Origin of the sequence: Micromonospora sp. NPDC005203, from assembly GCF_042872705.1 — a bacterium.
GTDB lineage: Bacteria > Actinomycetota > Actinomycetes > Mycobacteriales > Micromonosporaceae > Micromonospora.
Genome location: NZ_JBIAKV010000010.1, coordinates 121,647 through 148,254, shown reverse-complemented (window position 1 = coordinate 148,254; position 26,608 = coordinate 121,647). Strand labels below are relative to the sequence as shown.

The following is a 26,608-nucleotide window of genomic DNA, read 5'->3' as shown; positions in this document are numbered from 1 at the left end:
GGCTGATCACGTCGACGCAGTGTGACCGTGCTTCGGCAGTCGGCGCGTGTACTCAGCGGCATGAGCGTGCACCCGATCATGCGATCGGCCGGCGTAGTCCTACTGAGCCGGCTGCGCTCGGATTATCCGTACTTGACGAGTCCGGCGCGCTGGGCGAGGAGGGCGGCCTCTGTCCGGTTGGTGCAGCCGAGCCGGGTCAGGACCCGCGAGACGTAGCCCTTGATGGTGGCTTCGGTGAGGTGCAGTTGGGCCGCCAATTGGGCATTGGTCAGGCCGTGGCCCAGGCCGGTCAGGATCTCCCGGTCCCGCTCGGACAGGCTGTTCGGCAGGGTCACCGACGGGTCGGCGGGCAGCAGGGCCCGGGCCGCAGCGGGCGGCAGGATCGTGTGGCCGGCGGCGGCGGTGCGGATGAGGTCGGCGAACTCGCGCGGCGGGGTGCTCTTGAGCACGTACCCGCTGGCTCCGGCGCGCAGCGCGGCGGCCACGTAGCGATCGGCTGTGAACGTGGTCAGCGCAACCACGACCGGGGCCGGGTTCAGGGCGGTGATCTGGTCGGTGGCGACCAGTCCGTTGACGCCTGGCATGCGTAGGTCCATCAGGACCAGGTCCGGACAGTGCCGGATGGCGGCCTCGACCGCCGCGGCCCCGTCTGTCGCGGTGTCGACCACCTCGATGTCGCCGGCGCTCGCCAGGATTGTGCGCAGGTGCGCGCCGACCAACGGATCGTCATCGGCCACCACGATCCGGATCATGACGACCCGTCTTGTTGTACGCCGGGCAGCCGCGCATGAACCGTGAAACCGCCGCCGGGCTCGGGTCCGGCCGTGAACGTTCCACCGAGCAGCTCGACCCGACGTCGCAACCCGTGCAGCCCGGTCCCTGAGCCGGAAGCGGCCAGCCGCGCGTCGACCACCGACCGAGCCACCCCATTGCGGACGGACACCCGCACGCCGCCCCCCTCGTAGTGCATCCCCACCTCCACGTGGGCATTCGGCGCGTGTTTACTCACGTTGGTCAGCGCTTCTTGGACGACCCGCACCGCAGCCTGCCCGACCGCCGGGGACACCAGCACTGGGGTGCCCGTCACCTCCAGATCCGCCAGGCCTACCAGTGGTCGCAGATCGGGCAGCAGTGCCGGCGCCGGCTCCCGGACCGTCGGCTGCTCGGGCATGACCCGGACGAGGTTGCGAAGGTCGTCGAGCGCAGCGCAGCCGGCCTCCCGGATCCGCTCAGCGGCCACCCGAGTCGGCTCATCGGCTGCGGTCAGCCCGAGCGCACCAGCCTCCAGCACGATGAGGCTGACCCGGTGCGTCACCATCACCTGCGACGGCCCGCTCCGCCGCCGCGTACCGGTCAGCCTCCGCCCACCGGGCCCGCTCGCGCAGCATGTCGACCATGCGGCGGCGCGCCGCCAGATACAGGCCGAGGAGGACCGGCACACCGAGCAGCACCAGGCCGGAGCGTAGCCGTACCCAGGAGGGCGGCCACGGCGCCGCGGCCGCAACCACGAGAGCGACGACCGCTGCCCAGCCCGAAACGCGACGAGCCGCGTAGACCGCGACCGCGTAGGCCGCGAACGGGGCAGCCGGAGTGAGGAACATGATCGTGTTTTCGCCCGGCCGGATCGAGCCGCCCGGGCCGAGAGCTTCGGCAGCGGCCAGGACGGCGCTGCCAGCGAGAGCAACCCAGGCCACCGCGACCGGTGCGCTCCGGCGCCACCACAGCGCGCCCGCCGCCACGAAGACCACCGGCGTGGGGCCGTGGCCGCCCCACAGGTCGGCGGTCTGCCCGGCCAGCAGCACCAGGCCGGCGAGCGCCGTGACCGCCACCACTGCACCGTCGACCAAGCGCCGCCTCGGCCAGTCGTCCCGTCCCAGGACCGGCTCCGCCCCACTCCAACTGGCTCCCGCCACGTGGACAACGGTAGGTCGTTACCGAGACCCCGTCCTGCCCGTACCGACGAAAGTAGGTTCGGACCCGCACCATCGTCGTCACACCGACCGACGGCGGCCGCTACCACGGATCCGGCTCCGCACGTGCAATGGAGTCATGAAGGAAAACACCCCCATCCGGCGGCTCCTCGCGTGCGGCGCCGCCGCCGGGCCTCTGTTCCTCATCGTGGTCCTCGTTGGCGGCGCGCTACGGCCCGGATACCGCCCGATTCGCCAAGCCGCCAGCGAATTGGCCATCGGGTCGACCGGATGGATCCAAATCACTAACTTTCTCGTGTGCGGCTCACTGTTCGTGGCATTCGCCCTCGGGGTACGCCGTGCCCTGCGCCCCATCCGGTCGCCCGGATCGCGGCGGCCCTGACTGGGCTGCTCGGTGTTGCCCTCATCGCCTCCGGGCTGTTCGTCACCGATGTCGCCGGGCAGGCCCAGCGCACCTGGCACGGAACCGCACACAATGCCGCCGGCAGCGTTGTGTTTCTGTCCCTACCGCTCCTGATCTTCACCTGGGCGCTTCACAGTGCCCGGCGTCGGTCCTGGATCTGGGCGTTGGCCAGCACGATAGTCGGTGTGGCCATGCTTCTACTCATCCAAGGCCTGGCCGTCGCCGAATACCGCGGCCTGTACCAGCGCCTCACCATCGGGCTCGGCTGGGCCTGGATCACCGCCTTCGCCCTGCACCTCCGCCACACAACGCTCACTCAAGTCGCGGCGTCCCGCTGGCGGGTTGGCCACCGCGCCTTCCCGACCAGCCAATCTTCTACCCAGTGCTCAACCGCTGGTACGCCACGAAAATCGCGAAGGAGGCCCGGTGAACGTCTTCCCGTTCATCGCCGCAGAGCAGGCCGGTAAGCACAACGTCACACGTGCCTGAGAACTGCTCGAGGTCTCCCGATCCGCCTGTTACTGGCAGCGGACCGGCGCCCAGTCGCAGCGCGAGCGGGTCAGTGGCACCGCGCCAGGTCACCTGGGCCTGACGTACGACGCCATCAGGTTGTCCAGCTCGGGAGCGAGGTCGAGCGGGTCGATGTCCCCCTCGTAGACCAGCGCGACCTGGCCGAGGTCGAGATCGGGTGACAGGCAGTAGTGCAGGTTGCCGCTGTCCTTCGTGATGACCAGCAACCGGGTGGACGAGATGTCATCGCCGTCCTCCCAGCCGGGGATGCCCTCCGGGAAGTCCGCCCGTTCCGCGAGGGTCTGCATGTCCGACGGCGCCATCACCCCGAAAGACTCGTGGTCCGGGCTGGTGAAGCCGGCGTGCACCTCCCGCAGGAAGCGCTGCAACCAGGGCGGGAAGCTGTCCCAGAACCGGGGTGGCGCGGCGAAGCCGCGCGGATCCCGGCCCACCCAGCAGGTGTGCCTGCCGCTGTCGTCGGTCACCAGGTAGGCCAGCACGAAGCCGTGATCCGTCGCGCAGGCCCGGACGTCGACCAGGTGGGTGTCCAGCGCGGTCACCAGCTGCGGCAGCATCGCGGTGAGGTCGGCATTCCACAGCGCCAGGGCGGCCGGGCGGCGCTGTTCGGCGCCGACGGCGCTGGCGATCGGCTGCCACCGCTCGGGGAGTTCCGCGAACTCGGCGGAGTTGGCCGCGACGATCGTGGCCGCCCAGCCGGGCAGCGTGCCGGCCATGTCCGGCGGATCGAGCTGTGCCACCACGTACTCCCGTCAGCCCTGGCTCTTCAGCAGCTTCTGGATGGTATCCAGCAACTTCGTGCGGCGGCTGTTCTCCAGCGCCACCTGCGACGCCTGCCAGGCCGGGTCTACTCCGGCCATCGCCGCCGAGCTGCGTGAGGATTTCGACAGGTTCGAGCTGAACGACAGCCACTGCAGATTGGCCATGTGTGGTGAGGAATGCGGTGTCTCCCGGGTTGCCCCGCAGGGCGACGGGAGAGGAGGCGTCCGGGTACCGGCCCAGGCCGACGTAGTCGACGTGAGCCGCGAAGTCCTGGTAGGGGATTGGGGCAAGGTACGACCAGAATTGGTCGTCGCCGCCCAACCATTCGGGTGGTTCGGCGAAGCTGCTGGCCAGCCAGTGACTATGGAAGGAACAGTGGTGGACGATGAAGCCGTCATCGCGAGCCTGCGACCGTGGACGGACCACCCGCCGGCCCTGCTGAGGCCGGGCGTGGTCCCGCCGGGCGAGGGCCTGCTGCCGGCGGCGTGGCTGCCGGTCGCGGAGGCCACCGATTCCGCCACCCGCCGCGCCGCCGCTCTCGGACTTTGGCCCGGCGACCTGCTCGCCCTGCTTCCCCGCTTCGCCAGCGCGCTCCGCGACAGTCTCGCCGACGTGAGGGTCAGCCTGCTCGACGGCATACCCGCCCTGATCTATGTTTTTCCCGGCGCCTACGAGCCGCTAATCACCTGGGTCGGGTACGACTCCCGCTCTTTCGGCACCGAGCCGCAGTTCTGGGAGCACTTCCCGGAGGCCCTGCGGGTGTTCCTGCGCGAGGTGCACGCCGGGTTTACCTCGCGCAGTCCCGAGGAGTTCGGCGTGATGCGCCCGGCCTGGATGGTGACGCTCGCGGACATGGCTGGGATACCCGAGGCCATTGAGGCCTGGGACGAGGGGCAGGAGATCGCGTCAGCTCGGCTGCTGATAATCGGCCGGGAAGGAGAGCAAATGCTTTACTGTGTGTCCCCCGACCCTGAACCCGGTCACCTCCTCGAGATCTACGAGGGCGACGTCGATCCGCAGCCGTTCCCGGAAGTCTTCGACGACCTGCTGGCGCTGCGTTTCGAGGTCAACTGACTTCGGTCAGCTGGCCGCATAACGTGCTCTCCTCCATCCCGTCTGCCGCCGACCCGCCCTCCTGGGGAGCGGGCCGCCGACCGGTCCGCCACATCAAGCGGACCTTGACGCACGTACGGACGCTGGCGGGCCGATCGGTGGTCTGCTCGGCTCGCCCGGGTCGACGGGTGGTGGGATGGCCCAGCGCAACCACCCACGGACCGCAACCCGACCTACGCCACCTACGAGACGTTCGTCCGCCGCTACATCTCCCCCGGCCTCGGCGGCAAGCGGCTCGACCGGCTCCAGTCCCGCGACGTGCAGACCTGGATCAACCAGGTGGCCCGTACCTGCCAGTGCTGCGCCCAGGGCAAAGACGCCGCCCGGCCGAAGCACAAACGGCGCTGCTGCGCCGTCGGTCGCTGCTGCCAGGCCGTCCCGTCGACGCGCACGGTCAGCGACATCCGGGCCGCCTGCGGGCCGCCCTCACGCACGCTCAGGCCGAGGACCTCATCACCAAGAACCCGGCCGTGGCGGTCACCCTGGCCACCGTTCGCCGACGCCGGGGCAAGTCCTGGTCGAGTGACGAGGCACGGAAGTTCCTGGAGTCCGCGAGAGCAGACGAGGACCCTCTCCACGCCGCCTACGTCCTGGTCCTCGTCACCGGTCTCCGCAAGGGCGAGGCCCTGGGACTGATGTGGGAGGACGTCGACCTCGGCCGATCACCGTCCACGATGCCCGCCGCACCTGCGCCAGGCTGCTCGCTGACCTCGACGTCCACCCCAGAGTCGCCATGCAGGTACTGGGACACGCCCGCTTCTCCGTGACGATGGAGATCTATACGCAGGTATCACACAAGGCGACCAGAGACGCCCTCAAACGCCTCGGCGAATCACTCGGCCATTGAGCACGGCTGGTGTACTTAACTGCTGCACGACAGCAGAAAGGCCACCTCCCGAAGCCGGGAAGTGGCCTTTGACCTGCGTGGGCGATGCTGGTATCGAACCAGCGACCTCTTCGGTGTGAACGAAGCGCTCTCCCACTGAGCTAATCGCCCTCAGCGCCACTGACTCTACCCGATCGTGGAACGAGACCGGAAATCCGGGGTCAGTGCGTCGCGAGGTACTGCATCACCTTGGCGACCAGGTCGATGCCGAGGCTGAACTTGAGCGACAGCCAGAGCACGGTGGCCACGAAGACCAGACCGACGGACCCGAGCACGATTCGCACCGCCAGTGACTGTCGGGTCACCCACCGTGTCCAGCCGTAGACGTGTCGGCGGGTGAAGCCGAGCAGCCGGCGGGCCCAGTGGTATTCGACAGCCCAGATGCCCAATCCGGCGATCACCAGCAGCCAGCCGGGGCCCGGCAGGGGGATGAGTGCGATGCCGATGGTCACCACGATCGCTCCCGCGATCGCAATGAAGATCTTGAGGGCGATCCGGCCGGTGGGGTTGGCCCGGATGAGGTCGAGTGTCAGCGAGATCCGCTCCCGCCAGCGGGGGCGGCGCGGCGGCTCCCCGACGACGAGGACGCCACCGCGACGATCGACGTCGGGCGTTGGCCGATCGGCGCGTTCGTGCTGCTCCATCGGTGTTCCGTACCCCCGCTTTTCGGCTGCTCGGACCGCGACCTTCGGCGGGCTGGGCGCCGCGGGCCGATCCACTGAGGATTTCTTCGCCACCATTTCACCCCCCAGTGTCGCTCAGGCCCGTCACTGCAACGGCCGACTGGACGTTACCGGAGTAAGTCGACGACTGAACCACCCGATGCCGGGCGGGATCACGCACTGGGCAGAACCGGAAATCCTACATGAATGCTCACATTCACGCGGGCTTTCCGTCCCCCTTCCCACCACTGGGTGAAGTCAGCGTATGGCGGAGCGTAGCCAGGAGTAGCACCTGAGTATGGGAAAAGCGGGACACGCGCGTTCCGCAGCGGTGCCGGGGGGAGAACGTCCATGAGTGTCATCCGACCGACGACCGTAGAGGTCGAGACGTCGCTAAGGCTCGTCGCACCTGACGCCACCGCCTTGCCGGTGCGTGCCAGTCTGCGTTACGACCCTGCTGACCCGTATGCGGTCCATGTCCTGTTCCATGCCGAATCGGCAGGGGGCGAGGCGGTGAGTTGGTCGTTCGCTCGCGAACTTCTGGTCACCGGCCTGGACGAGCCGGCCGGCATCGGTGATGTTCGGGTCTGGCCCTGGGCCACACCGCGCGGCGACTTCGTCGCGCTGGCCCTCTCGTCACCGGACGGCAACGCCCTCTTCGAGGTGCCGCGCAGCGTTCTGGTGCGTTTCCTTCGACGGACGTACGTCGTCGTCCCGCGCGGCCGCGAAGCCGAGCACCTGGACGTCGACACAGCGGTGAACCGGCTGCTCGCCGGTCGCTGAGCACCGCCTGAACGGGGCAACACCGGCCATACCGGGGCCGCGCGGATCTGCCGAGTCCGCGCGGCCCTGGCACACCCGGGGGTACGCGGGCAGCCGGACCCGGGAATGGCCGGGGTTCAGCCGTGGGTGGTGATGCCGCCGTCGACGGGGATGACCGCCCCGGTGAGGTAGGCGCCCGCCCGCGACGACAGGTAGATAGCTGTGCCGGCCATGTCCTCGGGGCGCCCGATGCGGCCCAGCGGCACCTGCTGCTCGATGGCGGCCCGGCTGGCGGGGTCCTCCAGCGCGAAGGCCATCATCTTGCTCTCGAACGGGCCAGGCGCGATCGCGTTGACGGTGATCTGTTCGGCGGCGAGTTGGTGGGCCAGGCTGCGGGTGAGCATGTGCACGGCTGCCTTGGTGGCCGAGTACGCGTACACCTCCATCCACGGCACCCGGATGCCGTCGATCGACCCGATGTTGATCACGCGGGCCGGGTCGTCGGCGCTGGCGGCGGCGCGTAGCGCCGGCAGCAGCGCGGTGGTGAGTCGGAAGACGGCCTTGACGTTGACGGCCCAGAGCTTGTCGAACGCGGCTTCCGGGTAGGTTTCCAGCGGTGCGCCCCAGGTGGCGCCAGCGTTGTTGACGAGCACGTCGAGACGGCCGAAGCGCTCACGCACGGCGGCGGCCAGCGCCTCGGCACCGGCGTCGTCGCCGAGATCGGCGGGGATGGCGTCGCACCGGCCCTCGGCGGAGAGTTCCTTGGCGACCGCCTCGCAGACGTCGGCCTTCCGCGACGAGATGATCACGTGTGCGCCGGCCCGCACGAAGCCCTGGGCGATCATCAGACCGATCCCCCGCGACCCGCCGGTGACCAGGACCGTCTTACCTTCGACCGAGAACAGTTGCGTCATGCCCATCCCATCGCGAGTCGGCGGGGCCGCCGACCGGTCCGGGGCCGGCGCAGCGCCGGGCGGACCGCGGACCGGACGGCACTACCGCCGGGTAACGTAGCCCGGCCGCCGGGACGGCGACAAGCCCAGCGGGCGGCGCCGATTCTCCGACCCACGTCGATTGGGATGCGGTGACCTGCGGTTCGGGCTACCGTCGCAGGCGATGGTCTTCACCGGTCCCTCCCCCGCGCCACCGATCGGTTCGGCTCCACCCGTACCCGACGAGATCGCCACGTTCGCGCTGGCCGACCTTGCCGGCGACCCGGGCTGGCGTCGGCCGGTGATCGTCGAGCAGGAGTTGCTGATCCTCACCACCCGCGGTCACGGCGACGCGGAACTCGACTTCCACCTGCTGCCGTGCCGGCCCGGCACGCTGCTGCGAGTGCGCGCCGGCCAGGCGCTGCGCTGCGCCGGCCCGCAGTTCGACGCCACGGTGGTCTCCTGGGATCCCCAGGCGCTAGGCGGCTTCGACGTCGACCCGGCCACGCCCGTCACCTGGCGGCAACTGGCCGGCGAGGACGAGGACGCGGTGATCACCGAGGTGAGCCAGTTGGCGGTGGACTGCCAGCGGCACCCCGACAGCCGCACCGCCCGCGCGCTGCTCCGCCACCAACTGGCCGTGCTGCTGCTGCGGCTCACCCTGGCCGGTGCCGACCGCCCGACCCCCCGGCCCGAGGATGAGACGTTCCACCGGTTCCTCCAGGAGGTGGAGCACCACTACCCGCACACCCGACGGGTGGAGGACTATGCGGCCGATCTCCGCTGCTCGGTGCGTACCCTGACCCGGGCGTGCCTGGCCGTCACCGGCCGCAGCGCCAAGCAGGTCATCGACGAGCGGGTCGCCTTGCAGGCCGGGCGGCTGCTCGCCGCGACCGACCAGCCGATCGCCCAGATCGGCCGGCAGCTCGGCTTCTCCGAGCCGACGAACTTCGGCCGCTTCTTCACCCGGGAGGTCGGGGTCAGCCCCGGCGCGTTCCGGGCCGCCCGCGACCACCGGACGACCGGCCGGGTGGTCCGGCCTCGACCGCCCGTCGAGCCGACGGGCGCCAACGGCGGCGGCAGGTTCCGCGCCGGCGCGCTCGGCGAACCGGCCAACGACGGCCACACCGGGCCGTCCGGGTCGCCCACCGGACCGGCCCGCGGCACCGGCCGGGCATGATGACAGGGTGCAGATCTCCGCGCGCGGCGACTACGCGGTACGGGCGGCACTGAGCCTCGCCACCGCGTACCCCTCGCTGCTGTCCACCCAGGCCATCGCCGGGGAGCAGGACATGCCCCGCAAGTTCCTGGAGGCGGTCCTCGCGGATCTGCGCCGGGCCGGCATCGTCCGCGCCCAGCGCGGCGCCGAGGGCGGCTACACACTGGCCCGCCCGCCGCGCGAGGTGACCGTCGGCGCGGTGCTGCGGGCGGTGGACGGCCCGCTGGCCGGGGTGCGCGGGCTGCGCCCCGAGGAGACCCGGTACGAGGGTGCGGCGGAGAACCTGCCCGGCCTGTGGGTGGCGGTGCGGGCGGCAGTGCGGCGCGTGGTCGACGAGGTGAGCCTCGCCGAGATCGTCAGTGGTCGACTGCCCGCCCACGTGCGCAAGCTCACCGCACTGCCCGACGCGTGGGAGCCACGCTGATCCACTCGCGTGTCAGAGCGTCCGGACCACGTCCCCGGTGGTCAGCCGGGGCAGCCGATCCCGCCAGGAGCCCGGGCCGGGACGGCCCACGTTCATGACCAGCAGCGCCTCGTGCCGCCCGTCGGGGAAGAACTCGCGGGTCACGCCCGCCGCGTCGAACCCGGCCATCGGACCGGCGGCGAGCCCCGCCGCGCGTACGCCCACCAGCAGGTAGCCGATCTGCAGGGTCGCACTGAACCGGGCCTGCTCGACCCGGGTCGCCCGATCGGTGAGCCAGTCGCGGGCCTGTGGGCGGTGCGGGTACAGCTCGGGCAGCCGCTCGTGGAAGTCCACGTCGGCGGCGAGCACCGCCACCAGCGGAGCGCTGGCGGTCTTCGCCCGGTTGCTCGACGACAGGTGGGGCAGCAGTCGCGCCCGGGCCGCCGCGCTGCGCAGCAGCAGCACCCGCAGCGGTTGGCCGTTGTACGCGGTCGGCCCGTACCGGATCAGGTCGTGGATCGCCGCGACCTCGGCGTCGGTGACCGGCTCGTCGGTGAACGTGTTGGCGGTGCGGGCCGCCCGGAACAGCAGGTCCTGGGCGGCCCGGTCCAACGCGAGCAGGTCCGGTGCGGTCGCTGCCGTCACCGGGGTACCGGCGCGGTGTAGCCGCCGCGGTGGTGCACCAGTGGCGCGCCGTCGCCGCCATCGCCGAGCGCCAGGGGCTCGGCGATGACGAGCGTGTGGTCGCCGGCGGGCACCCGGTGCACCACCCGGCAGAACAGTCGGGCCAGCACGCCGGTCAGCAGCGGCACCCCGAATGGTCCAGGCGTCCAGTCCGGGTACGCGGCGAACCGGTCGATGCCACTGGTGGCGAAGATCGTCGCGGCGTCCCGCTGCCCCGCGGTCAGCAGGTGTACCGCAACGTGCTCGGCGCGGGCCAGCACCGGCCAGCTCGACGACGCTACCCCGAGGCAGAACGAGACGAGCGGAGGATCCAGCGACACCGACGTGAACGAGGTGGCGGTGAAACCGGCCCGGATCGGCGCGCCGATCCCACCCCGGCGGGCAGGGTCGGTCGCGCGGGCGACAGCGGTGACCACCGCGACACTGGTGGCCTGTCGACGCAGCAGGGCACGGAACAGGTCCGAACTCACCGGTTGCAGCTCGGCCGCGTCCAGCGGTGGACGCTCCACGGTGGTCATGCCGACACCGGAGCCGGCGTCGGGTGTGTGCGGGGCGGGCCGGAGCGGCTCCGCAGGTCGGTGCCGCAGCAGCGGGCCGCATTGGTGAGCGGGGCGTCGGCGAAGCGGGGTGGGGACATGCGCAGTCTCCTGATCTGTCCACGGTGGGAGGCGGGGACGCTCGGAGGGGGTGGGGAGGCACGCTGCTCCGCGTTGAGCGGGCCGGCGGTGTGAGTGTGACGCTCGAGCCGAGCCGGGTGGACCGGTCAGCTCAACAGAGCGCGCTCGCGTGCCGGACCAGGTCGACGTGCACACGAGCGGTGAGGTGAAGCTCATCCCGCTGCGACATGACCTCATGTTGCCGGGACGGGATCGGTCGGTCAACGGTCTTCCAGAAGGTGAGAATTGCACCGTAGCTGATGCAACAAAGCACCCCTAGCAGGGCCTACCGTGGCAGAACACCTATCTGGTGAATAGAGATTGGCGGTGCGCGACCGGCACTGTCCAGGACGGACGGCGAGAGGGTTTCAAAAGTTGTCGGTTCGGGCATGTTCGATCTCGACACGGCAGGAAACGGTGACGAGGGGAGACCTCCGATGGGCCTCATGTTTCGCAAGCGCAAGAAGTACGGTCCGATCATCCTGAACTTCACCGAGAACGGCTTCTCCTCGTGGAGCATCAAGATCGGGCGCTGGTCCTGGAACTCCAAGGCCAAGGCGCACCGGGTCGACCTGCCGGGTCCGCTGTCCTGGAAGCAGGACAAGTCCCGGTCGTAGCCTCCCGGGAGTCGAGCGGGGTGCCGGTGGTTCACCGGCACCCCGCTCGGCGTCTGCGGGCTCTCAGCTCCGGCCCGGGGGCGGGGCGGGCTTGGTCAGCTTGGCGTTATCAGCTCGTCGCCGGCGAGCTTGCCGCCCTCGCGCTCACGTCGCGCGTCGCCCGCGTCGAGTAGGTCGGCGAGCGCCCGGTTGGCGTCGGCGGCACGGTAGACGGTCGTGGTGAGGGTGTGCCGACGCAGCTCGGTGACCGACCGTGGCCCGCCCCGCCGCAGCTCCGCCAGCAGCTCGCGGGCCAGCGGTTCGAGGTCGGGATCGCCGACCACGTCGACAGTCGCGCCGGCCGGGTCGCGGTAGCGCACGCCGAGGTCCGCGCCGACCGCCCAGAGCGCGTCGCGGACCGCCTCCAGACTCCGGTCCGAACGACTGCCGAACGCGATCACGCCGGCGGCCTCGTCATCCGGCAGCACCGGTGCCAGCTCGGCGACCAGGGGAAAGCCGACCGCGACGAGCGCGTGACGGGCACTGCTGCCCGCGTGCAGCAGCACCTCCCCGGTACGGCCGTTGGCGGCGGCGGTGAGCAGTTCCCGGCTGACCTCGCCGGGCACGTCCACGAAGGAGAACAGCGGCGAGCCGGCCGCGCCGGCCGCCTTCACGGCGACCGGCAGTCGGTCCGGGGCGCCGGGCAGTAGGTGCACGGTGACCTCGGCGGGCAGCTCCGCCTCGACCGGGCCGAGGCGGGCCGGCAGGTCGGGTGCGCCGTCGGCCAGCACCAGCACCGTCACCTGCCGCCCGCGCAGCTGGTCGGCGTGCGCGGCGACCAGCTGCAGCGCGGCCACCGCGCCGCCCGCGTCGGTGCCGGCGAGCGCCACGGTGGCCCGCCGGGAGCGGTGCAGGGCGGTGGGCAGCCAGGTGGTCAGCTGGCGGACCAGCAGCGCGCGGAGGAAATCGGTGGTCCGGTCGGTCGACATCGGTCCGTTCTACCGTACGGCCTGGTCAGGCCGGCACGGAGATCCCCACCCCGCCCCGGGTCTGCCCGCCGTAGCGCTGCCGCTCGGCGTCCAGGTCGAGCCGACCGATCTGCTTGCGGGCGGTCAGCGCGGCGTCGTCGAGCAGGTTGGCAGGGACCAGCCAGACGATCTCGAACTCCAGGCCGTCCGGGTCCTGCCCGTAGAGGCTCTTGGTCGTGCCGTGGTCGGAGGTGCCGACCAGCGCACCCGCGGCGGCGAGCCGCTCGGCGGTGACGGCCAACTCGTCGAGGGTGTCCACCTCCCAGGCGAGGTGGTAGAGGCCGACGGTGGCCCGGCCGGCGGTCGACCGCCCGGCTCCGGCGCCGATCTCGAACAGGCCGAGGTCGTGGTCGTTCGTGGAGTCGGGGGCCTGGAGGAAGGTGGCGCCCCGGAAGCCGTCCGGGGTCATCGCCACCGCACGGAAGCCCAGCACGTCCCGGTAGAACGCGACGCTGCGGGCGAGGTCACTGACGTAGAGGACCGCGTGGTTGAGCCGGTGGATACCCATGCACCCAGGTTAGCGCGCTTTGATTGAACGTTCAACTACCTGGGCTATGATGGCCGTCATGACCCGCTGGCTGGACCCCGACGAACAGCGCACGTGGCGCGCGTACCTCGCCGCGTCCCGGATGCTGATGGACACCCTCGACCGCGAGCTGCAGCGCGAGGCGGGCATGCCGCACGCGTACTACGAGATCCTGGTCCGGCTCTCCGAGGCCCCCGGCCGTCAGTTACGGATGAGCGACCTGGCCGAGGCCGCGGGGTCGTCACGCAGCCGGCTCTCGCACGCGGTGGCCCGGCTGGAGGCGGCCGGATGGGTGCGTCGCGAGGACTGCCCCACCGACCGGCGTGGGCAGATAGCGCTGCTCACCGACGAGGGTTTCGCCACCCTCGCGGCCGCCGCGCCTGGCCACGTCGAGGGGGTACGCCGACACCTGTTCGACGCGTTGAGTCCCGCCCAGGTCGACCAGTTGCGCCGAATCAGCGAAACCCTGGCCGACCACCTGAGGAGATCCTGACCAATCGACACCGGCGCGGGTCTTGTACTTAACGTCGTCGAATGAGCACGATGGGGCGTGTCTTCCGGCTTCGGCGAACTGACTGACCAGGCGCACCACCTCGTGTCGGCCGGCGATCTGGCCGGCGCGCAGCAACTGCTCGCCGACGCGCTCACCGACGCCGACCCCCGCCCGGCCAACGCCACCGGAGAGTTGGCCGAGGCGGCCAGCCTCCAGGCGAGGGTGTTGGTCGCCCTCGGTGAGCCGCACTCGGCCCGAGGATGGGCCGCCTTCGCGTACGCGGCCACCACCCGACTGCACGGCCGTTCCGACCCGCGCACGGTGGCCGCCGCGGCAACCCTGGCCGCGGTGTTGCACCGGGTCGGCAGCCACTCCCGGGCCGCGCGGCTCTACCAGGAAGTCATCATCGAGCTGACCGCGCAGGACGGCCCCGAGTCGCTGCGGGTGCTCGCCGCACACGCCGACCTGGCGACCGTCGAGTACGCCCGGGGCCAGTGCACGCTCGCCCGGGACCGGCTCCAGGACGCCTGGGAGCTGCACCGGGAGATCTACGGCGACGGGCACCCCAGCGGCATCAAGATGCTGGCGCGGCTCGGGGCGATGCAGCGCGACTGCGGGCAGTTCACCGAGGCGCACGACAACCTGGCGCTGGCCCGCGAGCTGTGCCGGCAGCACCTGCCCGCCGACGATCCGCTGGCCGCACAGGTGGCGGCCCTGGCCCGGGCGGCGGCCAATCCCGACCACGCCTGCGCCAACAACCCGCCCACCGCCCGGGACACGCCCGTGGTGCCGGCCGCCCGCGTCCCACCGCATGACGACGACCCGACGGAGGCCGACCACCAGCCACCGGCCCCCCACCAGGCCGGGTCGACGGCCGGCGGCACGGTTCCGAACCCCCGAACACCGGCCGACGAACCGGTCGGATCAGCGGGCACCAGGTGGCCACCCGAGACGGCGGACGAACCCTCGTCCCACCACACCGACCCACCGGTGCCTCCGTCGGTGATCGGGCTGGCCGGCGGCGCCGAGGAGCAGCCCGGGGTGTACCGGCTGCACCGCCCCGCCACGCCGTCCGACCCCTACCAGCCGGCCGACCTCTACCCGCCGGCCGACCCGTACACGCCGGCCGACCCGTACACGCCGGCCGACCCGTACACGCCGCCTGACCCGTACGCGCCGGTTGAGCCCTACACGCCGTCCCGTCTGCTGCCGGTACCCGTGCACCGGGCACCGGCGGCACAGCGCAACCGGCTGGTGCCCGTGCTGGTGGCCGGTGTGGTCGTGGTGCTGCTCGGCGCGGCCGCGGTGATCGCCGGGGTGGCCGGGGTCGACGGCGACGACGCGCCGACTCCGCCGCCGGCGAGCGGCTCCCCCACCGCCAGCGCGCCCGCCGCCCCCGCGCCCAGCTCGAGCAGTGCCGCGCCCACGCCGGCGGACGCCGGGGCGCCACCCGGCAGTCCGCCCGGCGCGGTGAGCCTGCGCGACACCCGGGACAGCATCGCGCTGAACTGGACCTACCCGGCCGGCAGCGAGGGCCCGGTGGTCATCGCGGGTGGCCGTACCGGTCAGGACCGCAACGTCTTCGCGACCCTGCCCGCCGGCACCACCAGCTACGTCATCTACGCACTCAACCGCACCAACGACTACTGCTTCACCGTGGCCGTGGTCTGGTCCACCGACACCGTCGCCAACTCCGAGCAGGTCTGCACCCGCCGCCGCTGACCTGACAGGCTAACGGACCGTGACCGCCGACCTGGCGATTCGGATGTGACAGCGCGTCACAGACGGCTGCTGCGGCGGCGTCCCTCATTCAACCTTTGCTCTGCTTCACTGCACGCACCAGCCTGTGACCAGCAGAAACGTCGCCTTGGTCGGTGCCACTGAAATTGGCGCTGATCACAGGACGTGACTGTTGCGTCGGTTGAAGCAGAGCAAAGGGTCCGAGGTGGGTGAGCGGGGCCACCAGCACCATCACGGTGCGTCAACCATGTGCCCCGGAGACGCCTCGGCCGGTGCAGCCGGCAGCAGCAGGCACACCCGGAGCCCGTGCCGCTGCGGTGCGTCGGTGAGGGTGATGCTGCCGCCGACGCGTCGGACCAACTCCCGGACGATGGCCAGCCCCAGGCCGGCGCCGCCGTCGTCGCGGGCGCGGCCGTCGTCCAGGCGGGTGAACCGGTCGAACACCCGCTCGCGGTCGGCCGCCGGGATCCCCGGGCCGTCGTCGGTCACCGTCACCAGGTGGTACGCCCCGACGCCGGACCCGACGGCCGGCCGCGCCGCCGACGCCTCGGCGGCGAGCACCACCTCGCCGGACGCGTGCCGTACCGCGTTGTCGACCAGGTTGGCCAGCACGCGCCGCAACTCGTCGGCGTTGCCGGTCGTCCAGAGCGACCCCGGCGGCATGGCCACCCGCACCGGCGACGCCGGGTAGCGGGCGGCGACCTCGGTCAGCACCCCGCCCAACTCCACCGCGCCGGTCCCCCGCGCCGGCGGAGCCTCGTCCAGGCGGGCCAGCAGCAGGAGGTCGTCGACCAGCCGGCTCAGCCGGTCGGTGTCGGCCAGCAGGTTGGCGGTCACCGCTGTCCAGTCCGTGCGGTCCGCGAGGCGCTGCGCCACCTCCACCTCGGTCCGGATGTTTGTCAGCGGACTGCGCAGCTCGTGCGCGGCGTCGGAGACAAACGCCCGTTGACGTGCTCGGCCGGACTCCAGCCGGTCCAGCATGCCATTGAGGGTGACCGCCAGCCGGTGGATCTCGTCGGCCGACGCGGGCACCGGCAACCGGCCGGTACCGGCCCGCCCGGTGATCTCCTCGGCGCCCCGACGTAACGCCTCGACCGGCCGCAGCGTCGCGCCCACCACCCGCCACGCCACGCCGGCCAGCACGGCCACCAGTAGCGGGAAGGCCACCAGGAGGATGACCCGGACCACGTGGGTGCTCTGCCGCACGTCGGCCATCGAGCGGGCGACCAGCACGGTGAGCGGGTCGTCCGCCGTGCCGGCCGGCACGGTGACCACCAGGACCGGACCGGCGAGCCCGACCCGCTCCGCCGGCACGTCCAACTGCTGCCGACGGTCACGGTGTAGCCGTTCCGGGCGGACCATCGGGACGAGCCGATCGGCGTCGATCGAGGCAGCCCTGATCCGCCCCTGCCCGTCGACGACCTGGACGCGGACCTGCCCACCGGCCACCGGCAGCGGGTCGGGCAACACGTCCTCGGCGGCGAGCAGGGCGACCGCGTCGGCGGTCCGGAAGGCCTCGGTGTCGACCGTGCGCTGGAGCACGAAACCGAGCGCGCCGAGCAGCACCACCCCACCCAGGGCCAGCCCGATGGTGAGACCGACCACTCCGATCGCCATGAGCCGCCCCCGCAGCCCCAGCACCGGCAGCCAGCCGTTCAACGCACGACGGGCCGGCGCCGGGCCGCCAGCGGTCACGTCGCCAGCCGGTAGCCGACGCCCCGAACCGTCTCCAGCCGGTCCCGGCCGAGCTTGCGGCGCAGGTAGCCGACGTACACCTCGACGATGTTCGGCGCGGTCTCCAGACTCGCGTTCCAGACGTGGTCCAGCAGTTCGATCTTGGAGATCACCTGACCGGGCCGGCGCATCAGGTAGTTCAGCAGCGCGAACTCCCGTGCGGTGAGCGTCACCTCGGCGTCGGCCCGGGTCACCCGTCGGCGGGCCGGGTCCAGTCGCAGGTCACCGACGGCCAGCACCGCCGGGCGTTCCGGCGCGCCCCGACGCAGCAGCGCCCGCAGCCGGGCCAGCAACACCACGTACGAGAAGGGTTTGGTCAGATAGTCGTCCGCGCCGCAGTCGAGGCCGTCGGCCTGGTCGTACTCGCCGTCCTTGGCGGAGAGCATCAGCACCGGCAACCAGTGCTGCTCGGCTCGCAGTGTGCGGACCAGCTCGTAGCCGGAGAGGCCGGGCAGCATCACGTCGAGGATCATCGCGTCGTACCCGCCGTGCCGGGCCGCGTCCAGGCCGGCCGGGCCGGTCCGCGCCACGTCCACCGCGAACCCCTCGGCCCGCAGGCCGCGTTGTAGGGCGGCCGCCAACCGGGCCTCGTCCTCCACCACCAGCAACCGCACGGTTCAAGGGTGCCACCCGGGTCAACAGGTGCCGACTCGGCGTCCTCAGCACGTTCTCAGGCCCGAGGGAGGAGGATGGCAGCAGGAGGTGCCACCATGTCCGTCCTGAGAAGCCGTCCCGTCCTTCGTTGGCTGGTTCCGGCCACCGCAGCCGTCGCCGTCATCGGCGGTGGAGCAGCGATCGGCACGTTCGCCGCCGAGGCCGAGCCGAGCCTGCCGCCGCGTACCGCCGCCCAACTCCTGGTCGACCTGCAGACCTCCCGGCTGGAGGGGGTCTCCGGGACCGTCGTGCAGCGCGCCGACCTCGGCCTGCCGTCACTCGTCGGGCTGATTCCCGGCAACGACCTGACCAGCATGTTGACCGGCACGCACACCCTGCGGGTCTGGTATTCCGGCCCGGAGCGGCAGCGGGTCGCGCTGCTGGACACCCTCGGCGAGCAGGACGTGATCCGCAACGGCCGGGACCTGTGGACCTGGGAGAGCCGGACCAACACCGCCCGCCACCGCACGCTTGGCGACGCCGAGACTGGACGGGCGGCGTCCGAGGCGCGCCCGAGCCTGCCGGCCACTCCGCAGCAGGCCGCCGACCTGGCGTTGGCCGCGATCGACCCGAGCACCCAGGTGAGCGTCGGCCGCTCGGCGACCGTCGCCGGTCAGGACGCGTACGAGCTGGTGCTCCAGCCGCGCGACGAGGGCTCCCTGGTGCACCAGCTGCGGATCGCCATCGACGCCAAGCAGCACGTGCCGCTGCGCTTCGAGGTGCTCGCGAAGGGCAGCGACCAGCCGGCGTTCGAGATGGCCTTCACCCAGATCGACTACCGCCGGCCCGAAGCGGACCAGTTCACCTTCAACCCGCCGCCCGGCGTCACCGTCACCGAGGAGAAGGCTGAGCGGCCGGCCGGAGGCAGGCCCGGCCACGTCGAGCCGGCCGGTGATCCACAGGTGCGCGCGGTGGGCACCGGCTGGACGACCGTGCTGGTCGCCCGCCTCGACGAGGCCGTGGGCGGTAAGCCGGCCGTGGGCGGTAAGCCGGCCGTGGGCGGTAAGCCGGCCGTGGGCGGTAAGCCGGCCGTGCCACCGGCCGGCGCCGCACCCGACATGGACCTGTCGAAGCTGCTCGGCGGGCTCGCGGCGGTCAAGGGCGACTGGGGTAGCGGTCGTCTGCTCACCAGCAAGCTGTTCAGTGTGCTGCTCACCGACGACGGCCGGGTCCTCGCCGGCGCGGTCACTCCCGAGCGGCTCTACCAGGCTGCTCGCGGCTGATCCTCCGGTGTCCGCGCCGGGTCGACCCTCGTGGTTGGCCCGGCGCCACCGTGTCCGACCCTGCCGCGCGCCGGGGGCAGCCACCGGTGTCGGCGGGCGCCGAGTCAGCAGGCGCCGAGGGCGCTGAGGTAGGCGTCGGCGAGGACCGCGTGGCCGGGCAGGTACGGGTGCACGCGGTCGTCGGCCCAGCGCGTCGACGGGCTGACCGCGAGCACCCGGTCGAACGCCGCCTGGTTGGGCACGTGCACCGCGTCGAACTCGGCGGCCAGCCCCGCCACCACCGCCGCGTACCGGTCGGTGTCGGCACGTTGCGGGACACCGCGGTCGGCCTCGATGAGGAACGGGTCACCGAGGATCAGCCGGCAGCCGGTGGCGGCGACAGCCCGACGGAGCAGGTCGCGCAGCGTGCGCTCGTACTCCTCGATCCCCACGGCCTCCTCCGGCCGGTCGCCGTAGTGCCGCCAAACGTCGTTGATGCCAATCAGCACCGCGAGCCAGTCGGGCCGCTCGGCGATGGCGTCGTCGTCCCAGCGGGCGGCCAGGTCCCGCACCGTGTCGCCGCCCACACCCCGGTTGACCCAGGTCAGCTCCAGCTCCGGGTGCCGGGCGTCGACAAACGCGCGGACGAGACTCAGATAACCGGAGCCGTAGGGCGCGGCGACGTCGCGCCGACCACAATCGGTGATGCTGTCGCCGATGAAGACGACGCGCTGCCCGGCCCGCAGAATCATCCGACGCCACCTCGCGATCACCGGCGCCGACCCGCCGGGCTTGGTGAGAACCGGCGAAACGCGCTATCTTCAACAGTTCGAGGACACAAAAAAGAACGGCTAAAAGCCGTTCCTGCAAAGGATTCTAATCTTTAGGGAGACGGCTTGTCAAGGCACTCCGGCGGTTCCGGCGAATTGCCGCTCGACGACGAGATCGGTCGCGAGCAGGAGTACGTCTCGATGCTCTACGACCGGCTGGACGGGCTGCGTGCGCAGGCCGCCCACCGGCTCACCGCCGAACTGCGCAACACCGGCGGCACCCTCCAGGACCGCTCGCAGCGCGACAGCTCGGTAGCGATGTACGCCGATCAGGTCGAGCAGTTCTCCGCCGTGGAGAACGGGCTCTGCTTTGGCCGTCTCGACGGTGACGACGACTCCCGCCACTACATCGGCCGGATCGGCATCTTCGACACCACAGGTGACTACGATCCGCTGCTGATGGACTGGCGGGCCCCCGCCGCCCGCGCCTTCTACCTCGCCACCGCCGCCAACCCCCAGGGCGTACGCCGTCGCCGGCACCTGCGTACCCGGCAGCGCAAGGTGACCGGGCTCAACGACGAGGTGCTCGACATCGACAGCGCCTCCCCCGGCGGCCACGAGGAGCTGACCGGCGAGGCGTCCCTGCTCGCGGCTCTCAACGCGGGCCGGACCGGCCGGATGCGCGACATCGTCGAGACCATCCAGGCCGAACAGGACGACATCATCCGGGCGGAGCTGCCGGGCGTCATGGTGGTTCAGGGCGGCCCCGGCACCGGCAAGACCGCCGTCGCGCTGCACCGGGCGGCGTACCTGCTCTACACCCACCGCCGCGAACTCTCCAGCCGGGGCGTTCTGTTGGTCGGGCCGAACGCGACATTCCTGCGCTACATCTCCCAGGTGCTGCCGACGCTGGCCGAGACGGGCGTGCTACTGCGTACCCAGGGTGATCTCTTCCCCGGGGTGAGCGCTCAACGGACCGAGCCCGCCGAGACTGCGGCGCTCAAGGGCCGGGCCGTGTTGGCGGAGGTCCTGGCGCTGGCCGTACGGGACCGGCAGTGGGTGCCGGACGGGCCGCTGGAAATCGAGGTCGAGCGGGAGGCGCTGAGCCTCGACCCGGAAACGGTGCGCACCGCCCGGGACCGGGTCCGGCGCGTCGACCGTCCGCACAACCTGGCCCGAACGCTGTTCGCGACGGAGATCGTGCACGCGCTCGCCGACCAGGTGGCCGAACGGATCGGCGCCGACCCACTGGGCGGGGACAACCTGCTCGACGAGGCCGACCGGGCCGAGATCCGTCGCGAGCTGCGCGAGGAGTCGGAGGTCCAGGCCGCCCTCGACCGGCTGTGGCCGGTGCTCACCCCGCAACGCCTGCTCGCCGACCTGTACGCCGATCCGGACCGGATCGCCGCCGCCGCGCCGATGCTCACCGACGACGAGCGGGCGCTGCTGCACCGCGAGCCGGGTGGCTGGACGCCGGCCGACGTACCGCTGCTGGACGAGGCCGCCGAGCTGCTCGGCGAGGACGAGCGCGCCGCCGCCGCCCGCCGGGACCGGATCCGGATGATGGAACGGGAGTACGCCGAGGGCGTGCTGGAGATCGCCCGGGGTTCCCGCTCGATCGACGTCGAGGACGAGGCCGAGGGCGGTGAGATCCTCGGCGTGACCGACCTGATCGACGCGGACCGGCTGTTGGAGCGGCAGGAGGAGGCCGACCGGCTGACCACCGCGCAGCGGGCCGCCGCCGACCGGACCTGGGCGTTCGGTCACGTGATCGTGGACGAGGCGCAGGAGCTGTCCCCGATGGCCTGGCGGCTGCTGATGCGCCGCTGCCCGAGCCGGTCGATGACGATCGTCGGGGACGTGGCACAGACCGGCGCGCTGAGCGGCACGCCGTCCTGGGCGGACGCCCTCGCCCCGTACGTGGCGCAGCGGTGGCGGCTGACCGAGTTGACGGTCAGCTACCGCACGCCGGCCGAGATCATGGCGGTCGCCGCCGATGTCCTGGCGCAGATCGACCCGACGCTGCGTCCGCCACGCTCGGTGCGGGAGGGCGGTGTACCCCCGTGGGACCGGACGGTGCCCGCCGGGCGGTTGGCGGCGGAGCTCGTCGCGGAGGCCACCCGGGAGGCGACCGCGCTGACCGAGGGTCGGCTCGGGGTGCTCGTGCCGGCCGGCCGGGTGGGCGAGCTGGGCTCCGCGGTGACCGCCGCGCTGCCGGAGGCCGCCGTCGGCGAGCATCCGGAGTTGGAGAGCCGGGTGGTGGTGCTGACCGTCGCGCAGGCCAAGGGGTTGGAGTTCGACTCGGTGCTGGTCGTCGACCCGGACCGGATGGTGGCCGAGTCACCGCGCGGGCGCAGCGACCTGTACGTCGCGCTCACCCGAGCCACCCAACGCCTGGGAGTCCTGCGCCCCACCCCCACCCCCACCCGCTGAGTCGATCATGAGGTTGACGTGGACGGTGATCTCTCACCGCCGCGTCAACCTCATGATCACACGCGCAGCGGTCAGTCGGTGGTGGAGTGGTCTTGGACCGACTTGGCTGGTTCTGGGGCGGACGTGGACTGGTCGCTGGTGTTGCCGCTCAGCGGCGTGCTGAGGCCGCCGGTGGTGGCGTCGCCGGTCGTCGTCGGGGCGACCTTGCCCCGGTGCCGCTCCGGCTGGCGGGCCACCCGACGCACACTCGCCGGACCGGCGGTGCCACCGGTGGTGGTCACCGCGCCCTGCCCGCCGACCGGTCCGCCGTCGCGCAGCACCTGCGGGTCGATCCGTTCTTTCGCCGGATCGAACGGGTCGTCGCGCTGGATCTGACTCTGCACATCGGTACGGGGAAGCGTCACCTCGTCGACCGCACCCTTGCCGTACACGCCTCCGGCGATCCGATCCTCGGCCTGGCGGGCGGCGTCCTGCCGCATGTCGTCCTCACGCACGATCATCACCTCGCAGAAGCTGTGGAACTGACTGCGTGCCCGACCACCGGCCGACCAAACCCGGGGTGACCGGGAGGTCGTCCACGGTGGTTCACCGCCGCGCCGCCCGCTGGCCGCCTGCCCGCCGCCCGAGATGTCCATGCTGTCCGGCGACCGGCGGGAGATGCCCACCGGCAGAGGGGATGACAGCGTGCGCACAGTACGCCGTACCGCCGTCGCGGCCCTGGTGGCCGCGACGGTGACGACCGGGCTCGCGGTGCCCGCCCAGGCGAAGCCGCGACCGGACCGGACATTCGACGTGCAGGCCCACCGCGGCGGCCTCGGGTTGCGGGTGGAGAACACCCTCGCGTCCTTCGGCAACGCCCTCCAACTCGGGGTGACCACCCTCGAACTGGACGTGCAGATCACCGAGGACGGCCAGGCCGTCGTCACCCACGACCGGAAGGTCAGTGCCGCCAAGTGCGTCGACACCGCCCCGGTGACGCCCGGTGACCCGGAGTTCCCGTACGTCGGGAAGTACGTCAACACGCTCAGCCTGGCCCAGGTGCGCTCGCTCGACTGCGGCTCGAAGACGCTGCCGGACAAGCCCGGTCAGCTGGCCGTCCCGGGCGCCCGGATGCCGCTGCTGCGTGAGGTCTTCGCCCTGGTGAACCGCTACCGGGCGAAGGACGTGACACTCAACGTCGAGACCAAGGTGGAGGCCGGGGCACCGACCGAGACCGCGCCCCGCGACCAGTTCGTCCGGGTCACCGCTGCGGAGATCCGTGCCGCCGGGCTGCTCAAGCAGGTCACCATCCAGAGTTTCGACTGGGGCGCGCTGATGCGCATGCGCCAGGTCGAACCGAAGCTGCCGCTTGTCGCCCTGACCAACTACGACTTCCTGCAGACCGGTCAGCCGGGTGCCTCGCCGTGGCTGGGCGGGTTGGACATCGACGACTTCGGCGGCGACCCGATCAGGGCGATCCGCAGCTTCGGCGCCAGCGCCTTCTCACCGGTGCACGGCATGCCGCAGAACGGCACGGTCACCGACCCGGGCTATCAGCCGTACGTCACCAAGGAGATGGTCGCCCGGGCACACCGCTACGGGATCAAGGTGATCCCGTGGACCGTCGACGACGTGCCGACCATGGCCAAGCTGATCGACGACGGTGTGGACGGCATGATCACCGACTACCCGGACCGGCTGCGGGGCCTGCTGGCGCAGCGCGGTTACCGGCTGCCGAAGGCGTACGCGGCGCCGTTCGACATCCAGGCGCACCGCGGCGGTCGGGCCACCCGGCCGGAGAACACCCTGCCGGCCTTCTCCAACGCGCTGTCCAACCGGGCCATCTCCACGCTGGAACTGGACACCGGCGTGACCGCCGACGGCAAGCTCGTGGTCCTGCACGACCGCACCGTCAACGGGTCGCACTGCGTCGACACCCGCCCGGTGCACCGCGGCGACCCACAGTTCCCGTACGTCGGCAAATCGGTGCACGAGCTGACGCTGGCGCAGCTCAAGACCGTCGACTGCGGCACGAAGACGCTGCCCGAACTGCCCGCGCAGGTGCCCGCGCCGGGCGCCCGGATCCCGACCCTGGACGAGGTCTTCGCCCTGGTGAAGGCCAGTGGCCGCAGCGACATCGGAATGAACATCGAGACGAAGATCAGCCCGGTGGTGAACGACACCGAGCCCTACCGCGGCTTCACCCGCAAGCTGGTCGACGCCATCCAGCGCGCCGGCTTCACCAACCGGGCCACCATCCAGTCGTTCGACTGGCGCACCATCACCTACGCGCGGCAGCTCGACCGACGCATCGGCACGGTCGCGCTGGTCTGGCAGTACGGCCCGGCCGAGTGCGCGACCCTCGCCGACGAGTGCTCGTTGCAGGCGGCGTACGGGAACCCGTCGGTGAAGAGCCCGTGGACCGGTGGGCTGGACTGGTGGAAGTACCAGGACCTCGGCAAGCTGACCCGGGCCGCCGGTGCCGGCACGGTGTCGGCCAACTGGCAGGTGCACGACCCGAAGCAGGGCACGGTCGCCTCGGACGACTGGTACCTGCGGGAGAACCCGGCATACTTCCACGGACCGGACGTACGCACGCTCCAGGCGCGCGACGGACTGAAGGTGATCCCGTACACCGTCGATGACGCCGCGGTGATGCAGCGGGTCATCGACCTCGGTGTCGACGGCATGATCACCGACGACCCGGACCTTCTGGTGAGCGTGGCCAGGCGCAACGGCCTGCGCTGACCCGGTCGTCCATCCGATCGCCGGCCGGATTTTTCCGGCCGGCGATCGGTGTTACCTGCTCCGGGGCCTCGGGTAGTCGGGGGTTGTCCCCGCCACGAAAGCGAACCGTGCCGTGGCCGAAACGCGGTAGCGGGGCGAGGGAATGCAGGTACGACTCATCGCATCCTGAGGAGGACCAGATGAGCACGCAGGCTGCTTCCACCCGGCCGATGAACCGGCCCATGAACGACCCGCAGAATCCCGCGTCGATGCGGGACATGCCGACCCAGCAGATGCCGTCCATGCGGGACGGGCATCGAGACCCGATGCCGTCGCCGGGCACGGAGACCAAGCAGGCGTTCCTGACGACGGAATTCTGGGTCTACGCCGCCGCGGTCGCGCTCGTGGTGATCGCCGCGTTCTGGAAGGGCACCACCGCCAACGGGCTGAACATCAACAACCCGAACCAGGCGTGGCTGTTCCTGACCATCCTGACCGGTGGATACCTGGTCAGCCGTGGTTTGTCGAAGGCCGGCTCCGCACGTCGTTCCGGCCGGGAACGCAACAAGCACTGACGACTCACGCGTGCAGCAGTGGCCTCCGGGAGCATCTCCCGGAGGCCACTGTCGTCGTGTGGGGACCGCTACTCGTCGCCGCCGAAGTCGCCGCCGAAGTCGCCCTCGAACGCGTCCTCGATCATCTCGCCGGCGACCATGCCGCCCGCGACGCCGAGCGCCGCCCCGGCCACCATGCCGCCCATCCCGGGCCCGCGGCCACGACCGTGACCGTGACTCGAGCCGTACTGCGAACGCAGGCTGCCGTAGCGCGACGTGGTCTCGCGCAACCAGCCGTCGACGACCTGCGCCCAGTCCACCCGGTCGACGTCGGTGTGCGACACCTGGAAGCGGCCGAACGCGTCGTGCCCGGCACTGAGGAAGCCGCCGCGCTTGTCGCACTCCAGGATGACCTCGACGCCGCGCTGGCTGGTCACGAAGGTCAGCTCGACCTCGTTGATCGTGCTCGCGTACTGCGGCGCGGCAAAGAACTCGATCTCCTGGTAGAACGGCAGCGTCTGCTGCACGCCCCGGATGTGACCGCGCTCCAGGTCGGCGTGCTTGAACCGGAAGCCGAGCCGCTGGAACGCCTCCAGGATCCGCTCGTGCACCGGCAGCGGGTGCACCGCCACCTGGTCCAGGTCGCTCTTGTCGACCGCGCGGGCGATCGCCAACTCGGTACGCAGACCCATCGTCATGCCGTGCAGGCGCTGGCCGTACACGTCGGTGATCGGGGTCTCCCACGGCACGGGAAGCTGGAACGGGATCGAGAGCTGCTGCTTCGGGGCGAGCAGGAACGCGCCGCTGACCGCCATCCGGTGAAACTCGAGGGTGCCGGAGTATTCGGCGTCGTGCCCCTCGACCTCCACCCGGGTCACCAGACCGATCACCACCTGCTCGATGGCCGCCTCAGCGTCGCCGCCGACGAGGTTGACCTGCCCGTCGAGGGTCAGGCCGGGCCGGGTGTTGGGGTTGGTCAGCACAGTGTCCACACTGGGACCGCCCACACCGAACGCGCTCAACATCTTCTTGAAGACCATCGGAACTCCTGTGCGACGCCGACCGCTCCTGGTTGGAGTCGGACGTTGACTCGACCGGCACCCTATCCAGCACCCCTGTGAAGTGGCTGTGAAGCGCCCGCGAAGACGCCGCCGGCCTCGGTGCCGCTTGATCGACTCGGTTTCCCGGAAGTCGGGGCATCACCACGACCGGGACACCCCGCCTTCCGGGA

29 protein-coding genes, 1 tRNA gene and 2 pseudogenes are annotated in these 26,608 nt (G+C 71.4%); 14 read left to right on the top strand and 18 right to left on the bottom strand.

Features of this window, described 5'->3' with window-relative positions:
* Positions 1-122 precede the first annotated feature (122 nt).
* From ACFYPM_RS22205 to ACFYPM_RS22195, 3 genes are all read right to left on the bottom strand, one after another.
* Positions 123-752, bottom strand: coding sequence for a response regulator (locus ACFYPM_RS22205; RefSeq protein WP_387200003.1), 630 nt, complete (start codon positions 750-752; stop codon positions 123-125).
* Positions 749-1,171 (bottom strand): sensor histidine kinase, encoded by a 423-nt coding sequence (locus tag ACFYPM_RS22200; RefSeq protein WP_387200000.1) that lies wholly within the window; start codon positions 1,169-1,171, stop codon positions 749-751. The genes ACFYPM_RS22205 and ACFYPM_RS22200 overlap by 4 nt, the downstream gene beginning before the upstream one ends.
* A 79-nt stretch (positions 1,172-1,250) precedes the next feature.
* Positions 1,251-1,913 carry a hypothetical protein gene (locus ACFYPM_RS22195; protein ID WP_387199997.1) on the bottom strand — a complete coding sequence of 221 codons (663 nt, stop codon included), beginning with the start codon at positions 1,911-1,913 and terminating at the stop codon, positions 1,251-1,253.
* A gap of 136 nt (positions 1,914-2,049) precedes the next feature.
* Here ACFYPM_RS22195 and ACFYPM_RS22190 point away from each other — a divergent pair, with 136 nt between their 5' ends.
* Entirely contained in the window at positions 2,050-2,313 is a 264-nt protein-coding gene (locus ACFYPM_RS22190; RefSeq protein ID WP_387199995.1) for a DUF998 domain-containing protein, read from the top strand.
* Positions 2,229-2,618: pseudogene (locus ACFYPM_RS22185) on the top strand (DUF998 domain-containing protein); the annotation flags it as partial. The gene ACFYPM_RS22190 and the pseudogene ACFYPM_RS22185, both read left to right, overlap by 85 nt.
* A gap of 294 nt (positions 2,619-2,912) precedes the next feature.
* Here the strand turns inward: ACFYPM_RS22185 and ACFYPM_RS22180 are convergent.
* Positions 2,913-3,602 carry a hypothetical protein gene (locus ACFYPM_RS22180; protein WP_387199993.1) on the bottom strand — a complete coding sequence of 230 codons (690 nt, stop codon included), beginning with the start codon at positions 3,600-3,602 and terminating at the stop codon, positions 2,913-2,915.
* A 12-nt stretch (positions 3,603-3,614) separates the two neighbouring features.
* Positions 3,615-3,788, bottom strand: a complete 174-nt coding sequence (locus tag ACFYPM_RS22175; RefSeq protein ID WP_387199990.1) for a hypothetical protein — start codon at positions 3,786-3,788, stop codon at positions 3,615-3,617.
* A 214-nt stretch (positions 3,789-4,002) separates the two neighbouring features.
* Between ACFYPM_RS22175 and ACFYPM_RS22170 the strand changes: the two genes are divergently transcribed.
* Together ACFYPM_RS22170 and ACFYPM_RS22165 are read left to right on the top strand one after the other, a co-directional pair.
* The gene (locus ACFYPM_RS22170) at positions 4,003-4,698 is read left to right on the top strand and encodes a hypothetical protein (RefSeq protein ID WP_387199987.1); all 696 of its coding nucleotides are present in this window, start codon (positions 4,003-4,005) and stop codon (positions 4,696-4,698) included.
* 210 nt (positions 4,699-4,908) lie between these two features.
* Positions 4,909-5,584 (top strand): annotated as a pseudogene (locus ACFYPM_RS22165) (tyrosine-type recombinase/integrase); the annotation flags it as partial.
* Positions 5,585-5,662: 78 nt separating this feature from the next.
* Here ACFYPM_RS22165 and ACFYPM_RS22160 read toward each other — a convergent pair.
* Both ACFYPM_RS22160 and ACFYPM_RS22155 read right to left on the bottom strand, forming a co-directional pair.
* Positions 5,663-5,734 (bottom strand) — tRNA-Val (locus ACFYPM_RS22160).
* Positions 5,735-5,784: 50 nt separating this feature from the next.
* Positions 5,785-6,342, bottom strand: coding sequence for a TIGR02611 family protein (locus ACFYPM_RS22155; protein WP_387199984.1), 558 nt, complete (start codon positions 6,340-6,342; stop codon positions 5,785-5,787).
* A 294-nt stretch (positions 6,343-6,636) separates the two neighbouring features.
* On the opposite strand from ACFYPM_RS22155, the gene ACFYPM_RS22150 reads away from it, so the two are divergent.
* On the top strand, positions 6,637-7,068 hold the full coding sequence (locus ACFYPM_RS22150; RefSeq protein ID WP_007457244.1) for an SsgA family sporulation/cell division regulator: 432 nt from the start codon (positions 6,637-6,639) through the stop codon (positions 7,066-7,068).
* A 116-nt stretch (positions 7,069-7,184) separates the two neighbouring features.
* On the opposite strand, the gene ACFYPM_RS22145 is transcribed toward ACFYPM_RS22150, so the two are convergent.
* The gene (locus tag ACFYPM_RS22145) at positions 7,185-7,961 is read right to left on the bottom strand and encodes a glucose 1-dehydrogenase (protein ID WP_357248001.1); all 777 of its coding nucleotides are present in this window, start codon (positions 7,959-7,961) and stop codon (positions 7,185-7,187) included.
* A 202-nt stretch (positions 7,962-8,163) separates the two neighbouring features.
* Between ACFYPM_RS22145 and ACFYPM_RS22140 the strand changes: the two genes are divergently transcribed.
* Together ACFYPM_RS22140 and ACFYPM_RS22135 are read left to right on the top strand one after the other, a co-directional pair.
* Positions 8,164-9,159 (top strand): helix-turn-helix transcriptional regulator, encoded by a 996-nt coding sequence (locus ACFYPM_RS22140; RefSeq protein WP_387199981.1) that lies wholly within the window; start codon positions 8,164-8,166, stop codon positions 9,157-9,159.
* Positions 9,160-9,166: 7 nt separating this feature from the next.
* Entirely contained in the window at positions 9,167-9,622 is a 456-nt protein-coding gene (locus ACFYPM_RS22135) for an Rrf2 family transcriptional regulator (RefSeq protein WP_355032917.1), read from the top strand.
* A 12-nt stretch (positions 9,623-9,634) separates the two neighbouring features.
* Here the strand turns inward: ACFYPM_RS22135 and ACFYPM_RS22130 are convergent, their stop codons facing one another.
* The 3 genes from ACFYPM_RS22130 to ACFYPM_RS22120 all read right to left on the bottom strand — a co-directional run bounded on the left by ACFYPM_RS22130 (position 9,635) and on the right by ACFYPM_RS22120 (position 11,131).
* On the bottom strand, positions 9,635-10,246 hold the full coding sequence (locus ACFYPM_RS22130; protein ID WP_387199978.1) for a malonic semialdehyde reductase: 612 nt from the start codon (positions 10,244-10,246) through the stop codon (positions 9,635-9,637).
* On the bottom strand, positions 10,243-10,803 hold the full coding sequence (locus tag ACFYPM_RS22125; protein WP_387199976.1) for a flavin reductase family protein: 561 nt from the start codon (positions 10,801-10,803) through the stop codon (positions 10,243-10,245). The genes ACFYPM_RS22130 and ACFYPM_RS22125 overlap by 4 nt, the downstream gene beginning before the upstream one ends.
* A 250-nt stretch (positions 10,804-11,053) precedes the next feature.
* Positions 11,054-11,131, bottom strand: a complete 78-nt coding sequence (locus tag ACFYPM_RS22120; RefSeq protein ID WP_350938629.1) for a putative leader peptide — start codon at positions 11,129-11,131, stop codon at positions 11,054-11,056.
* 247 nt (positions 11,132-11,378) lie between these two features.
* Here ACFYPM_RS22120 and ACFYPM_RS22115 point away from each other — a divergent pair, with 247 nt between their 5' ends.
* On the top strand, positions 11,379-11,558 hold the full coding sequence (locus ACFYPM_RS22115; RefSeq protein ID WP_053653605.1) for a DUF4236 domain-containing protein: 180 nt from the start codon (positions 11,379-11,381) through the stop codon (positions 11,556-11,558).
* A gap of 95 nt (positions 11,559-11,653) precedes the next feature.
* On the opposite strand, the gene ACFYPM_RS22110 is transcribed toward ACFYPM_RS22115, so the two are convergent.
* Both ACFYPM_RS22110 and ACFYPM_RS22105 read right to left on the bottom strand, forming a co-directional pair.
* Positions 11,654-12,526 carry a hypothetical protein gene (locus ACFYPM_RS22110; RefSeq protein ID WP_387199973.1) on the bottom strand — a complete coding sequence of 291 codons (873 nt, stop codon included), beginning with the start codon at positions 12,524-12,526 and terminating at the stop codon, positions 11,654-11,656.
* Between the two features lie 25 nt (positions 12,527-12,551).
* Positions 12,552-13,073, bottom strand: a complete 522-nt coding sequence (locus ACFYPM_RS22105; RefSeq protein WP_357247987.1) for a VOC family protein — start codon at positions 13,071-13,073, stop codon at positions 12,552-12,554.
* 49 nt (positions 13,074-13,122) lie between these two features.
* Between ACFYPM_RS22105 and ACFYPM_RS22100 the strand changes: the two genes are divergently transcribed.
* Positions 13,123-13,584 carry a MarR family winged helix-turn-helix transcriptional regulator gene (locus tag ACFYPM_RS22100; RefSeq protein WP_387200253.1) on the top strand — a complete coding sequence of 154 codons (462 nt, stop codon included), beginning with the start codon at positions 13,123-13,125 and terminating at the stop codon, positions 13,582-13,584.
* A gap of 57 nt (positions 13,585-13,641) precedes the next feature.
* Entirely contained in the window at positions 13,642-15,306 is a 1,665-nt protein-coding gene (locus tag ACFYPM_RS22095; protein WP_387199971.1) for a tetratricopeptide repeat protein, read from the top strand.
* 249 nt (positions 15,307-15,555) lie between these two features.
* Here ACFYPM_RS22095 and ACFYPM_RS22090 read toward each other — a convergent pair whose 3' ends face one another.
* Together ACFYPM_RS22090 and ACFYPM_RS22085 are read right to left on the bottom strand one after the other, a co-directional pair.
* Positions 15,556-16,941, bottom strand: coding sequence for an ATP-binding protein (locus ACFYPM_RS22090; RefSeq protein WP_387200251.1), 1,386 nt, complete (start codon positions 16,939-16,941; stop codon positions 15,556-15,558).
* A gap of 74 nt (positions 16,942-17,015) precedes the next feature.
* Entirely contained in the window at positions 17,016-17,672 is a 657-nt protein-coding gene (locus tag ACFYPM_RS22085) for a response regulator transcription factor (protein ID WP_387199968.1), read from the bottom strand.
* Positions 17,673-17,768: 96 nt separating this feature from the next.
* On the opposite strand from ACFYPM_RS22085, the gene ACFYPM_RS22080 reads away from it, so the two are divergent.
* On the top strand, positions 17,769-18,935 hold the full coding sequence (locus ACFYPM_RS22080) for an outer membrane lipoprotein carrier protein LolA (RefSeq protein ID WP_387199965.1): 1,167 nt from the start codon (positions 17,769-17,771) through the stop codon (positions 18,933-18,935).
* A 104-nt stretch (positions 18,936-19,039) separates the two neighbouring features.
* Here ACFYPM_RS22080 and ACFYPM_RS22075 read toward each other — a convergent pair whose 3' ends face one another.
* Positions 19,040-19,666: an SGNH/GDSL hydrolase family protein gene (locus tag ACFYPM_RS22075; protein WP_387199962.1), complete on the bottom strand. Its 627-nt coding sequence runs from the start codon at positions 19,664-19,666 to the stop codon at positions 19,040-19,042.
* A 144-nt stretch (positions 19,667-19,810) separates the two neighbouring features.
* On the opposite strand from ACFYPM_RS22075, the gene ACFYPM_RS22070 reads away from it, so the two are divergent.
* Complete coding sequence (locus ACFYPM_RS22070) at positions 19,811-22,117, top strand: HelD family protein (RefSeq protein ID WP_387199959.1); 2,307 nt, start codon at positions 19,811-19,813, stop codon at positions 22,115-22,117.
* Positions 22,118-22,188: 71 nt separating this feature from the next.
* Here the strand turns inward: ACFYPM_RS22070 and ACFYPM_RS22065 are convergent, their stop codons facing one another.
* Positions 22,189-22,611, bottom strand: coding sequence for a hypothetical protein (locus ACFYPM_RS22065; protein ID WP_387200248.1), 423 nt, complete (start codon positions 22,609-22,611; stop codon positions 22,189-22,191).
* A 190-nt stretch (positions 22,612-22,801) separates the two neighbouring features.
* Between ACFYPM_RS22065 and ACFYPM_RS22060 the strand changes: the two genes are divergently transcribed.
* Together ACFYPM_RS22060 and ACFYPM_RS22055 are read left to right on the top strand one after the other, a co-directional pair.
* Positions 22,802-24,844, top strand: a complete 2,043-nt coding sequence (locus tag ACFYPM_RS22060) for a glycerophosphodiester phosphodiesterase family protein (protein WP_387199956.1) — start codon at positions 22,802-22,804, stop codon at positions 24,842-24,844.
* A gap of 179 nt (positions 24,845-25,023) precedes the next feature.
* Positions 25,024-25,398 (top strand): hypothetical protein, encoded by a 375-nt coding sequence (locus ACFYPM_RS22055; RefSeq protein ID WP_231392564.1) that lies wholly within the window; start codon positions 25,024-25,026, stop codon positions 25,396-25,398.
* 68 nt (positions 25,399-25,466) lie between these two features.
* Here the strand turns inward: ACFYPM_RS22055 and ACFYPM_RS22050 are convergent, their stop codons facing one another.
* On the bottom strand, positions 25,467-26,417 hold the full coding sequence (locus tag ACFYPM_RS22050) for a sporulation protein (RefSeq protein ID WP_387199953.1): 951 nt from the start codon (positions 26,415-26,417) through the stop codon (positions 25,467-25,469).
* Positions 26,418-26,608 lie beyond the last annotated feature (191 nt).